Here is an 11,387-nt window from a genome sequence, read left to right on the forward strand (position 1 = left end):
TGTGGCCTGTGAATCGGTACCGGGTTCTTGCCGTCCTTCTGCTGCTGCTCGGGTTCGTGTCGCTGGTGCTCTCGCACACCTTCCCGTTCCTGGACGACCTCAACGAGCTCGGGGAGTCGGCGGTCGTCATCGCGGGCGTGGCGTGCGGGCTGGCGGGGGTGAGCCTGTGGTTCCGCAAGACGTCGGAGGAGCCCGCGCCATCGGAGGAGCCCGTACCGTCGGAGGACCCCGCACCGTCGGCGACCGGCGACGGCGAGCCCCGCTGACCTCGGCTTCCCTTGCCCGGCACCCGCCGCCGGCTCAGCTGGGGCGGGTGACGCGGAACTCGTTGCCGTCGGGGTCGGCGAGAAGCGTCGCGCCGTCCTCGTCGGTCCCCAGCCGGGTGGCCCCGAGGGAGAGCAGCCGCTCGACCTCCGCCCGGTGGTCGCCGTCGGCCGGGGCGAGGTCGAAGTGCTGCGGGCTCCGCGCCGCCTTCGGGTTCAGGGGCGGGCCGCCCCAGGCGACCTTCGTGCCGCCCAGCGGCGACTGGATCGCCGTCTCCTCGTCCTGCTCCCAGACCAGCGGCCAGCCCATCGCCGCGCTCCAGAAGAGGCCGACCTCGCGGGTGCCGTCGCAGGCGATCTCCCCGAGCCGGCCGCACCCGGCGAGGTAGTTGTTGCTGGCCTCGATCACGCAGAACTCGTTGCCCTCGGGGTCGGCCAGCACGATGTGCGGCTCCTCGGGGAGCTGACCGACGTCGAGGTGGCTGCCGCCGAGCCCCAGCACCGTCGCCACGGTCTGCTGCTGGTCGGCGGGGCTGGTGCTGGTCAGGTGCAGGTGCAGGCGGCGGATCGGCCCCGCCGCCTGCTGCGCGGGGCCGGGCGCGAACCGCAGGCTGAGCTGGGTGTCGTCGCCGGGCAGGAGCGCGCCGGCGGCGTCCTCGACGTCCTCGACGACCTCGCGGTCGAGCAGGGCGGCCCAGAACCGGGCCAGGTGGGCGGGGTCGTGGGCATCGAAGGTCACCGTCAGCCGTGGTGAGCTCATCACCGCAGGGTAGGGACGGGCCGGCAGGGCGACAAGGTGATTACCCGGCCCACAAGGCGCGCATTGGACTCTTAGCCAGATCATCCGTCAGGGGAGGAATGCTCAATCTCTCGTGAATAATGTCCGTTTTTGAGCTGGTCAGCGAGGTTCGCTGTCTCGCTTGCGTAGTCCGAGGCAAATGGTACTTTGGTACTTGGTCGACCTGTCCACCCCAGAGGGAGAGCAATGGCTGCCGCCGCCACGCCTATCAAGGTAGATGCTCAAACCGACCAGTTGATTTCTCATGCCGCGCACTTTCTTGGCCGCTCGAAGAAGGATGTAGTTGACGTCGCCGTGCGTGAGTTCATCGAGAATCACCGTTCGGAGATCCAGCAGGCAGTGGGTGAGGCCCTTCGTCAGCTTGATGGCTCCACCGCTAGTTCTGTCGCTCTTCTGACAGGGATGTCGCGTGGCGAACTCGACGACCTCGGTGGGTTCTCGGAGCCGAAGTAATGCTTTCGCTCCTGCAGTGGCCCGACAGGTCCTGGTGCGAGGATTTCGGCTAGTATCTCGGAGTGAGCCAGCCCACCCCATACTTCGTGCGACCGACTAAGCGATGCTTATCGGACCTTGGCATGGGCTTTCCCGCCCTGGAGCTTCCCTTGCATCAAGTCGAGGACGCTCTCGTAGCCAAAGCGCAGCAGGTTCCGGCAGAGGTGGCAGCCGGTAGTGCCGAGCGTATTCGGGCGATCAAGGACCGGATCTGGTTCAAGGTAAAAGTCAGCTCCGCCCGCGGTGCTGTCACCGAGCTTGATCATGCCGTCGACCATGGCCCGGAAGTCGCTGAAGCCGGTGCGTGGTGGTGGATGGGGGCGGCCGGTAAACGTCAAGAGGACAGCAGCAACGACTTCTACCGTTCGCTGACAGCAGAGGTGACACGCGCCGGCCGAGGTACGGGTTCTACCAGTTCCGAGCATCTTCTTCCGGCCGATGTGGATATCCGCCGACTGGAAGCCGAGTTGGCGGTCCAGATCACCCTGAGTATCAGGAGGGTCGTAAGGAAGGTCATCGCAGCCTCGATAAAAACCGGCAGAGCGTGCGCAGCGACCTTTACCCATCATCGGATTGCCGCCCTGGTCAGGGCCCGCGACGGCGAAGCGTATCTCGCGGTCACCGCTGAGGGCTTCATCGATTTTCGTCTGATTGCTGTGATTCTCGGTTCCGTTCCGCACGTCGCGCACAGTGATTGGCTTCCCGAGCCGCAGGGCGTGTTTGGTATCAACCCTGAACCTGGTCAGATCACTTACTCCACCATGGTGTCGGCTGCCTCTCAGGCTGAGATCATGGAAGAGTTTTCCGGCGAAGATCTGTCGGATCTTTGACCATGGCGGATCGGTCGTCGCCGTGCCGGTATAGCTATGCGGCCTTGAACACCTTCTGCGGCTAGCCTAATTGGTCCGCAGGTGATGGGCTGATGGTCGGCAGTGGCGGGAGCGACTCTTGGCGTGACGGTCGCCGCCGGCCTACTTCTCGGAGACGGCGAGGACGTTGAGCCCCGGGCCGGACTTCAGCGTGCCGACGACGCGCGTGGGCCGTGGGGTGGGTCAGTCAGAAATGTCGTTGCGGCGGTGGACCAACTTGGCCATGGACAAGATCCTCGGCCGATTCTGTACCGAGAAGCTCAGTCCGTGCCGAGGTAGCGGTACCGACCCTGGGGGGTCCCGCAGTTCCAGTCGGTCAAGTAGGCTTCGCCCAGAGTGTGTACTTTGTGGATCGGAGCAGGCCTACCCTCGTGCGGTGCAGGTCTTGGCCGCCGGACGACTGCCGACCGGTTGAGGAGGAGCCCCTCATGACGGCAGATGCCGCCCAGTTTCGCCAGTCGATGGATGACGCCCTGGATGCCCTGCGTCAACTACGGGCCGCCCGCCCTGCGGCGGAAGTCGTTGAGACCCGCGGAGAGGCCACCGCAGCGGACGGACTGATTGCCGTGGTGGCCTCGGCGGGCGGTCGGATCGAGTCGATTACCGTGGCACCTGAGGCGCTGCGGCAGGGCAGCGGCCACCTTGCCGACCAGGTGACGATTGCCGTCAACGCGGCCCTCGACGATCTGCAAGCCCGAACGGTCGCCGAAGCCCCTGACGCTCCAAACTCGGCCGTGCTGCTCGAACGGCTCGAAGGCGTCCAGCAGCAGACGGTGCACCAGATGCAATCGTTCCTGAGCGCGCTCACCTCAGCCCAGGCCCGGGCAGCCCGGCCGGCAGGTTGACGATGTCGTTGGATATCGATCCCGAACACATTCGGGCGTCAGGCAGTCGACTTGTCGACTTGGGTGACCGGCTGGCGAGCGCACTCGAGACGTTCGACACCCGGTTGAAGAGCTTTGGCGAGCCATGGGGTGGGGACATGCTCGGCACCCTGGTCGGCCTCTCGTTTCCGGCTGTCTCTGGATACCTGGTGCAGTGCTATGCCGCGATGGCCGACGAATATCAGAGCAGCGGCGAGGACCTGGTGGCTCTGGCAGAAGACATGATGGCCGTCGAGGATGACCTGGCCGGCCGATTCGGCGCACTGGCCGCGAAGTTGGGTTGACCCATGGGCCTGACTGTTCCGGCTGAGCTCGCCTCTGTGCTCGCCATGATCGGGTACGACTGGCCGGAGGGCGACGAGGAGAAGCTCTTCGAGCTCGGACAAGTCTGGATGGACTTCGCCAGCACGGTCGAAGAGGTGGGCCGGGAAGCTGACGCGCTGGCGGCGGAAGTGACTGGCGGCAACCAGGGCGGCGTGATTGACGCCTTCGATGCGTATTGGTCTGGTGCCGATGGGCCGGGTGGCGTGTTGGCCGGGAACACGACCGCCACTACCGTGCTGGGGGCCGGTTATGTGGTGGTCGCCGCGGTCGTGCTGGCACTGAAGGTGCAGATCATCGTCCAACTGGTCATTCTGGCCGTTCAGATCGCCCAGGCGGTGGCCACGGCGGTGCCCACCTTCGGCGCATCCCTATTGGAGATCCCGATCTTCAAGATGATCACCAGCCTGATCCTCGACCAGCTCATTGATATGGCAATGCGGGCGATTCTGGGTGGGTAAGCGAAACCGCAACCGGCATCTCCGCGACGCGGCCGTGCCGCCCGAGGTGGAGTCGGCGCTGGTCAAACCGGTCGCGCAACTAGCCAGGACCCCCCGCGTACGCCGGGAGTACCACGTCGGCGACGAGCAACGGCCCAAGCACCGGGAGACCGACCGTAACCTGGCCATGGGCAGCGCGAGCCGTGCTCCCGCCAACGGTCAGACCGCGCTGGATCGTTCGGTTCAGATCAAGCAGACCAACGAGCGTCGCCGTATCGGTGTCGATCACCAGACGGGCGAGATCGTCATTCTCGACCGGCACCGGCGCATCGAGCCGGCCAAGCCAGGCGACGACGTCGTCGAGATCTACCACGGCCATGTCCGCAACTGGGAGGACCACAGCTCAGACGGCCTGAACGACGACATGCGCAACGCACTCAAGCGTAGTGGACTGGTAGACAAGAAGGGCAGGCCGACCGCGCCGCCGAAGGACGAGGAATGAGCACACAGCGCAGCTACTACGAACCAGCTCCGGTGACCCACGACGCGGCCACAGCCGCACTAGCCGCAGGGGACATCGACGCCCTCACCGACTCGATGGTCGGGCTTGCCTTGCACGATGCGGACTGGCGCTGGTGCCAGGACTTCTACCTACGCGCGCTGGATCACCCGGAGGAGGACGTCCGGGCCACGGCGGCGATCTGCCTCGGCCACCTTGCTCGCATCCACCGTCAACTCGACACCGACAGGGTCCTGCCCGCCCTGCGCGCCAAGCTGCGCGACCCGGAGGTCGGCGGCACGGTCGAGGATGCCATCGCCGACATTGAGCAGTTCCTCGCTCTTCCGCCCGGCGCAACCCGGAAATAGGACGACGTGCTGCGGCTCTGCCGACCTGGCCGAGTGGTACAGGGGTGCGGGCCATCGCCGACGAGAGGGTCAGCAGCAACGCCACCTGTAGGAACAGCGGCATACGCGGCGCGGCCACCCGCTGCCATCGGCGGCCCAGCGCCGTCGCGGCGAGCGCCAGCAGCACCAGCGGCAGCCAGAACCGAGCCGAGACCCGAGGACCGCCGACGGTCTACTTCTCGAACACGGCGAGGACGTTGAGCCCTGGGCCGGACTTCAGCGTGCCGACGATCCGCAGGCCGTGCTTGTTGCCGCGGCGGATCATCGAGTACGCGAAGATGCCCGTCTCGAACGTGCCCCGCCCCCGTAAGGAGAGTTGAAGCGCATGGTCGTCGACGTGCACCCGGTAATCCACCCAGCGAGCCCGGCCGCCGTCACCTATGCCGCGTTCGAGCACGTTCATCGCCGAGATGGCATCGAAGTTGTCTGAGAACCAGCGCCAGTATTCGCGCTTCGTCCCCGGCCCGTAGGCCGGCGGCAGCGTGCGGACCGTCTTGGCGACCTCGGTCGCCAGGTCGTCGAAGACCGTTGCCACCCTCCCGGTGCTCAGCTCGGCGGCCAGCGGAATGATCGCCCGTCCCGGGGGCAGGTCGAGGAAGACGAGCGCGCGGGGGCTGTCGGTGACGTAGGCCTCGTCCCGGTCGTCGAGCGATACGACGTCCCGGGCGTACTTCACCCTGCTTGGCAGATTCGCCGCGTAGTGCAGGGCGAGCTGAACGAGCTGGCGGTGCGGATTGTCGATGGGATGGAGTTCGATCGTGCCCCCCTTCTCGGCCTGCTTCGACTTCTCGCGACCGAGGCTCCCCTCCAGGCTGATGTGGGCGTCCAGGAAGGGGAAGATGGTCGTCAGTCGCGCCCGGGTGCCCAGCTTCCCGCTGGTGCTGGTCTTCGAAAGTCGGATGTCTTTCGTGGAAATCGATATCTTGCCGTCCTTGTGCTCCGGCATGACCACCGCGTCGTAGAAGGCCGTCACCTGCTCGCCGTCGATGAACAGCGGGGCATCGGCAAGCCAGGAAAGCGGGAGTTCCCGCCCGGAGTCGCTGCTCGCTGGATCTTCCATCTCTCCTCGTCGGGAGTCGGTGGTGCTGTCACGACCAGCACCGTGCGGGCCCGGTGGCACCGTCCAAGGTAGAGCAGGCGCGGGGGGCGGAATAGGCTTCGATCATGAGTGGTGGTGGCCGAGACGGAATGAACCCCCTGCGTCAGCTCTCGCTGGACCAGCTCCGGCAGCGGACGAGCGCCAAGTGGCGGGAGTACCCGGACGACGTGCTGCCGCTCTGGGTGGCGGAGATGGACGTGCCGCTGGCCGAGCCCGTCGCGCGGGCGATCACCGACGCCGTCGCGCGCGGCGACACCGGCTATGCCGCCGGTACGGCGTACCCGCAGGCGCTGGCGGAGTTCGCCCGGCGGCGGTGGGGTTGGGACGGGCTGGCCTTGGAGCGCACCGCGCTGGTGCCCGACGTGATGCACGGCGTCATGGAGGCCCTGCGCCTGGTCACCGAGCCGGGGTGCGCGGTGGTCGTCAACTGCCCGGTCTACCCGCCGTTCTACGCCTTCGTGGCGCACGCCGACCGGCGGATCGTGGAGGCCCCGCTCGGGGCGGAGCTGCGCATCGACTTCGGCACGCTGGAGGACGCCTTCCGGCGGGCGCGGGCCGATGGCCGGCCGGCGGCGTACCTGCTCTGCAACCCGCACAACCCGACGGGCGTCGTGCACACCGCCGACGAGTTGGCCGCCGTTGCCGAGCTGGCCGAGCGGCACGGGGTGCGGGTGATCGCCGACGAGATCCACGCCCCGGTGGTCGCCGGGGGAGCGCGCTTCGTGCCGTACCTCTCGGTGCCCGGCGCGGAGAACGGCCTGTCGCTGATGTCGGCCTCCAAGGGGTGGAACCTCGCCGGGCTGCGCGGCGCGCTCCTGGTCGCCGGCCCCGCTGCGGCCGGGGAGCTGGCCCGCGTGCCGTTCGAGGTCAGTGAGAGCACCAGCCACCTCGGCGTGATCGCCCACACCGCCGCGTTCCGCGACGGCGGCGAGTGGCTCGACGCCCTGCTGACCGGCCTGGACGACAACCGCCGACTCCTCGCCGCGCTGCTGGCCGAGCACCTGCCGGCGATTCGCCACCGCCCCGGTCAGGCCACGTACCTGGCCTGGCTGGACTGCCGGGCCCTGGGCCTCGGCGACGACCCGGCCGCCGTGTTCCTGGACCGCGGCCGGGTGGCGCTCACGTCCGGCGTGGCCTTCGGCACCGGCGGCGCCGGCCACGCCCGCCTGAACCTGGCCACCGCCCCCGAGCTGCTGACCGAGGCGGTACGCCGAATGGCCGCAGCCGTCACCGTCGCCTGACCGCCGTCGCCGTAGGCAGCCCTCTCGCCGTAGGCAGCCCCCCGCCGCAGGCAAGATCCGAGCATCTTCCCCGAAGATGCTGCCTCGATCGGCGTTCAGACAGCATTTTCCCCGAAGATGCGCGGATCTTGACCTCGCGGGCGGGGCCGCGTTAGGCAATTTCGGCGGCGGTGTGGCTATGCGGCCTTGAAGACCTCGTCGAGGTGCCATTGCAGGAACTCCCGGTGCGGCCGGTCCCGAACCGCCGGTGGAACGGCGATCTCGCTGCCCGCCCGGGAGTAGAACTGCTCCCCGTTGCCGAACTCCGTCCTGAGTCGTGGACTGACCAGCAGTCGGTGTTTCGGGTCGACCGCCAGATAGCCCTGGTCGTAGAGCGTGTGGACGTCCGAGCGGAGGAGGATGCCGTTGTCGATGCGATGTTCACCGCCCGCTGGCAGCGGCTTGACGTGCGCGGCCTGAAGCACCGGCTGGATGCGGTCGCCGGTGATCGCGCACCGCCGCCCGTACGCGTTGAGCACGACGGCCTTGAAGGCCTGCTGCCCCAGCCGGTACGGGGCGAGCCGCGGATCGCCGTACGTCGGGCCGGGCCGGTGCCACGGCTGACTGAAGTCGACGTCGACCGAGGCGCCGAGCAGGCGACCGACCAGCACCTCGAAGTAACCGGCCGTGTTGCGGGCGGCGACGTCGTACCCCTTGCCCTGAACGATGTTCGAGGCGAACTCCGGTGGCGGCTCGGACGGCTGATCGGCGGGGAAGAAGACGGTGTCCCGGATGAGGACGCAGCCGATCAGGGGATCGTCGCCGGCGGCGATGGGTTCCCGCCGGTACCGCCCGACGATGCGTCGCATCTCCGTCAGGCTCGGCACCCCGTTGCCGTCGCCGAAGAGAGTCCAGGCCTCGGAGATGCGGAGTTGGGCGAAGCCGCTGAAGAATCCGCCGCCGACCACCCGGTTGTGCGGGTGGTGCGTCTTGAAGAAGAAGGGCTCGCCGGGGGAAAGCGCCCGGAAGCCCCGAGACCCGGCGGGACGCCAGAAGTTCACTTCGGTCAGGCCGGGGCGGGCGGCGAGAAAGCGGTACCAGTCTCCGTCGGTCACCCCGACATAGGCCTTCACGACAGTCATCCTGCACGGGTACGGGCGGGGTCGGCAATCCCCGAAAGGCCGGCGAGGCGGGGGTGAAAACGGCGGACGGGTCAACCTTCTTCGGTACGAGACCTGGGCCGAACAGCGTTCAGCGAAGCGCGGCGATGATCTCGCCGACGCCGGTGGACGGATTGCCTTCTGGCGGCGCGTCGAGCTGCTCTGCCCGGCGGAGGGCATCGTCGATCCGGTTGCGGAACCGGTCGAAGTCGAGTGCGGTCTTGTCCCAGGCGGGGTCCTGCTCCCGTAGCAGGTCGCAGCCCTCTGTAGGCAGCAGCGCTCCCGGCGGGTCCCGGTCGACGGGCCGAGCTGGCACGCCTCGACGAGGATCGGCAGCGCTTGCTGCGGTACGGGGCGGCCCAAGGCCGTGGCGGCGTAGGCGACTGGGTGACGCAGAGGCATTCGCGAATTGTTGAGCATATGGTGAGCCGTTCGGCGAAAAAGCGGCGCTCATGCGGCAACAAGGAGAATCCGGATGGCGGACTATCGGGGCAGGCTCTCGATTGGCGGTGGTGCTCTGATTATCTGGTGAAGTGGCTGGCTCAATGGCTACTTCCGGGTCGTCGGAATGTGGGCCTTGTGAGCTGACCGGGCGTGCGGATCAGCCCGGCTGGCGGACTGTTTCCCTGGCGAACCATGGCACTGTGGCAGGCGTCGTGCGCATTACGCGGCAGCGCGAATCAAGACTCGGGAGACCAGGATCCAATGACCACGCCCTACGAGCCTGCCCAGCACCAGCCGTCCGCAGGCGAGCAGTCGATGCCGCCGACCGCTCAGTTTCCGCCGCCGCCCGCAGGCCACTACCCGCCGCCGGTGCCCGGCCAGTTCTCCGTGCCGCCGCCTTCGAAGAAGCGCACTCCCTGGCTGATGCCCACCCTCATCGGGGCCGCCGCGTTCGTGGTGCTGTGCTGTGGTGGTTCGATGATCATCAGCCTGACCAGCGACGACACGAAGACCGAGGTCGTCGCCGACAGCGGCGACGCGCCCGCTGCCAAGACCGGTGAGCCCGCTCGCAAGGCAGCGGCTCCGGCGGCGAGCACGGCGGCACCCGAGCCGGCGAAGAAGACCGCGGCGCCGACGCCGACGAAGTCGAAGACCCCGCGCATCGGCGACAAGGTGCGCGGCGGTGACTTCGTGTTCACCGTCAAGGGCGTGAAGTGCGGAATCTCCCGGGTCGGCAGCGAATTCCTGAACAAGAAGGCGCAGGGCGCCTTCTGCAGGGTCGGTGTGACCGTCAAGAACGTCACCAAGAGCGCCCATACTTTCCACGCCGACGGCACTCTCACCGCCCAGGACGCCAGCGGCCGGAAGTACGATGTCGACGGGGCAGCCGCGATCTACGGAAACAGCGACGGTCAGGGTTTCCTCGACGAAATCAACCCGGGCAATACGGTGACTGCGAACGTCTACTTCGACGTGCCGAAGGGCACCAAGCTCAAGACGATCACGTTCGACGCGGGCCTCTTCACTCTCGCTGAGGACGCCGTCGTCACGCTGTGACCGGCCACGGGTAGGGCATCCCGCTGAGCCGTCACGGAGCACGGCGAGGAACGCGGCCCCCGGCGCAAACCGGGGGCCGCGTCACGCCAGCCGCCAGACCTGGTACGCCGTCAGCGGAGGATCGCGCCAACGAACGCGCTCCAAGCAGCGGGACCGAAGGTGAGCGCCGGGCCGTCCGGGTCCTTGCTGTCGCGTATGGCGATGATGTTGGGCAGGTTGTCGGCGACCTCGACGCACTCGCCGCCGTTGCTGCCGCTGCGGGTGCTCTTGCGCCAGTGGGCTTCGCTCAGATCAACCATGGCGGGTTTCCGTCAGGCGTTCATTGCGCGGGTGAAGGCCGTCCATGCTGCGGGGGAGAAGGTGAGGGCCGGGCCGTTCGGGTCCTTGCTGTCGCGGACAGCGATGATGTTGGGCAGGTTGTCGGCAACCTCGACGCACTCGCCGCCATTGCCACCGCTGCGCGTGCTCTTGCGCCAGCGGGCGTCGGTCAGATCAACCATGGTGGACCTCCCCAATCGTCTTCTCGAACAGTTGCCTTGATTGTTCCTCATCGAGAGCGAGCCTGAGCAGGCTCGACCAGACCTTTTCGTAGGCCGCGAACTCACTCGGGCGGTCCAGGTAGAGCGACCCGGTCCAGGACTCGCTGTAGACCACCGAGGGGTCGGGTGTGCTCCGGTTCCCCAACGGGAAGTCGAGAAGGACGAACTCGCCACCCACTGCCCCGTGGTGTGGGCCAGAGGCGAGCGGCAGAACCCGAACCGACACGTTCGGCAGGTTGCTTACCTCCAGCAGGTGCCGGAGTTGCGCGGTCATCGTGACCGAGTCCCCGACAAGCCGGAGCAGCACCGACTCGCAGAGCACCACCTGGACCTGCGGTGCCCGTGGCAGGCGGCGGGTGAGCAGCGACTGTCGTTGCAGGCGAAGCTCGACGGCTCGCTCCCGATCCTCCTCGCTCATGTCCGGCTGATCGACCCGGTAGATGCCCAACGCATACTCCCGGGTCTGGAGAATGCCCGGCACGAGACTGTTCTTGAAGAACCGCAACTGGGACGCGGCGGATTCGAGGCCGACGTACAGCTCGAACCACTCGGGGATCGCGTCGCCGTACGCATGCCACCAGCCCTTCGCCCGCGTCTCGGCGGCCAGGGCGAGAAGCGCGCGGGTCAACTCGCCCTTCGCCCGGTACAGCTCGCACATGGCCCGGACGTCCACGCTGCGCGCGGAGCCGAGCCCGCTCTCGATGCGCCACACCTTCTGTCGGCTGCACTCCAGCGCCTCGGCGGCGGCATCGAGGGTTATCCCGGCCTCGTTGCGCAGGTCACGTAGCGCCCTGCCGAGCCGGCGTCGGGGCACCGTCGATCCCATGTCCTCGGCCATCCGGCCTCCTTCCCGATAGCGTGCTGCAACATCTCGACGCGCCACTCTGGAACATGG

At 67.6% G+C, this 11,387-nt stretch carries 17 protein-coding genes; 10 read left to right on the forward strand and 7 right to left on the reverse strand.

Going from position 1 to position 11,387, the window contains the following annotated elements:
- The first annotated feature begins 8 nt into the window (after positions 1–8).
- Positions 9–266 carry a hypothetical protein gene (locus ACLQ2V_RS09340; protein WP_425717998.1) on the forward strand — a complete coding sequence of 86 codons (258 nt, stop codon included), beginning with the start codon at positions 9–11 and terminating at the stop codon, positions 264–266.
- Positions 267–300: 34 nt separating this feature from the next.
- Here ACLQ2V_RS09340 and ACLQ2V_RS09345 read toward each other — a convergent pair whose 3' ends face one another.
- Entirely contained in the window at positions 301–1,023 is a 723-nt protein-coding gene (locus tag ACLQ2V_RS09345) for a VOC family protein (protein WP_425717999.1), read from the reverse strand.
- Positions 1,024–1,248: 225 nt separating this feature from the next.
- Here ACLQ2V_RS09345 and ACLQ2V_RS09350 point away from each other — a divergent pair, with 225 nt between their 5' ends.
- From ACLQ2V_RS09350 to ACLQ2V_RS09380, 7 genes are all read left to right on the forward strand, one after another.
- Positions 1,249–1,515, forward strand: coding sequence for a hypothetical protein (locus tag ACLQ2V_RS09350; protein ID WP_425718000.1), 267 nt, complete (start codon positions 1,249–1,251; stop codon positions 1,513–1,515).
- A gap of 62 nt (positions 1,516–1,577) precedes the next feature.
- Complete coding sequence (locus ACLQ2V_RS09355; RefSeq protein ID WP_425718001.1) at positions 1,578–2,384, forward strand: hypothetical protein; 807 nt, start codon at positions 1,578–1,580, stop codon at positions 2,382–2,384.
- A gap of 467 nt (positions 2,385–2,851) precedes the next feature.
- A complete protein-coding gene (locus tag ACLQ2V_RS09360; RefSeq protein WP_425718002.1) occupies positions 2,852–3,268 on the forward strand; it encodes a YbaB/EbfC family nucleoid-associated protein in 417 nt (138 codons plus the stop codon).
- A gap of 2 nt (positions 3,269–3,270) precedes the next feature.
- Complete coding sequence (locus tag ACLQ2V_RS09365; RefSeq protein ID WP_425718003.1) at positions 3,271–3,591, forward strand: hypothetical protein; 321 nt, start codon at positions 3,271–3,273, stop codon at positions 3,589–3,591.
- A 3-nt stretch (positions 3,592–3,594) separates the two neighbouring features.
- Positions 3,595–4,089 (forward strand): hypothetical protein, encoded by a 495-nt coding sequence (locus ACLQ2V_RS09370; protein ID WP_425718004.1) that lies wholly within the window; start codon positions 3,595–3,597, stop codon positions 4,087–4,089.
- On the forward strand, positions 4,082–4,570 hold the full coding sequence (locus ACLQ2V_RS09375; protein WP_425718005.1) for a hypothetical protein: 489 nt from the start codon (positions 4,082–4,084) through the stop codon (positions 4,568–4,570). The genes ACLQ2V_RS09370 and ACLQ2V_RS09375 overlap by 8 nt, the downstream gene beginning before the upstream one ends.
- On the forward strand, positions 4,567–4,935 hold the full coding sequence (locus ACLQ2V_RS09380) for a hypothetical protein (protein ID WP_425718006.1): 369 nt from the start codon (positions 4,567–4,569) through the stop codon (positions 4,933–4,935). Before ACLQ2V_RS09375 ends, ACLQ2V_RS09380 begins: the two co-directional genes overlap by 4 nt.
- Positions 4,936–5,146: 211 nt before the next feature.
- Here ACLQ2V_RS09380 and ACLQ2V_RS09385 read toward each other — a convergent pair whose 3' ends face one another.
- A complete protein-coding gene (locus tag ACLQ2V_RS09385; protein ID WP_425718007.1) occupies positions 5,147–6,034 on the reverse strand; it encodes a hypothetical protein in 888 nt (295 codons plus the stop codon).
- A gap of 104 nt (positions 6,035–6,138) precedes the next feature.
- Here ACLQ2V_RS09385 and ACLQ2V_RS09390 point away from each other — a divergent pair, with 104 nt between their 5' ends.
- Positions 6,139–7,314: a MalY/PatB family protein gene (locus ACLQ2V_RS09390; RefSeq protein ID WP_425718008.1), complete on the forward strand. Its 1,176-nt coding sequence runs from the start codon at positions 6,139–6,141 to the stop codon at positions 7,312–7,314.
- Between the two features lie 176 nt (positions 7,315–7,490).
- On the opposite strand, the gene ACLQ2V_RS09395 is transcribed toward ACLQ2V_RS09390, so the two are convergent.
- Together ACLQ2V_RS09395 and ACLQ2V_RS09400 are read right to left on the reverse strand one after the other, a co-directional pair.
- The gene (locus ACLQ2V_RS09395) at positions 7,491–8,426 is read right to left on the reverse strand and encodes an HNH endonuclease (protein WP_425718009.1); all 936 of its coding nucleotides are present in this window, start codon (positions 8,424–8,426) and stop codon (positions 7,491–7,493) included.
- A 118-nt stretch (positions 8,427–8,544) separates the two neighbouring features.
- On the reverse strand, positions 8,545–8,769 hold the full coding sequence (locus tag ACLQ2V_RS09400; protein ID WP_425718010.1) for a hypothetical protein: 225 nt from the start codon (positions 8,767–8,769) through the stop codon (positions 8,545–8,547).
- Between the two features lie 389 nt (positions 8,770–9,158).
- On the opposite strand from ACLQ2V_RS09400, the gene ACLQ2V_RS09405 reads away from it, so the two are divergent.
- Entirely contained in the window at positions 9,159–9,953 is a 795-nt protein-coding gene (locus ACLQ2V_RS09405) for a DUF4352 domain-containing protein (protein WP_425718011.1), read from the forward strand.
- 110 nt (positions 9,954–10,063) lie between these two features.
- Here ACLQ2V_RS09405 and ACLQ2V_RS09410 read toward each other — a convergent pair whose 3' ends face one another.
- From ACLQ2V_RS09410 to ACLQ2V_RS09420, 3 genes are read right to left on the reverse strand one after another with little or no spacing between them, the layout of a single operon-like run.
- Complete coding sequence (locus ACLQ2V_RS09410; protein WP_425718012.1) at positions 10,064–10,252, reverse strand: DUF397 domain-containing protein; 189 nt, start codon at positions 10,250–10,252, stop codon at positions 10,064–10,066.
- Positions 10,253–10,264: 12 nt separating this feature from the next.
- A complete protein-coding gene (locus ACLQ2V_RS09415) occupies positions 10,265–10,453 on the reverse strand; it encodes a DUF397 domain-containing protein (RefSeq protein ID WP_425718013.1) in 189 nt (62 codons plus the stop codon).
- A complete protein-coding gene (locus tag ACLQ2V_RS09420; protein WP_425718014.1) occupies positions 10,446–11,330 on the reverse strand; it encodes a helix-turn-helix domain-containing protein in 885 nt (294 codons plus the stop codon). Before ACLQ2V_RS09420 ends, ACLQ2V_RS09415 begins: the two co-directional genes overlap by 8 nt.
- Between the last annotated feature and the right edge of the window lie 57 nt (positions 11,331–11,387).

Source organism: Micromonospora sp. DT233, from assembly GCF_049841815.1.
In the GTDB taxonomy this organism is placed as follows: Bacteria; Actinomycetota; Actinomycetes; order Mycobacteriales; family Micromonosporaceae; genus Micromonospora.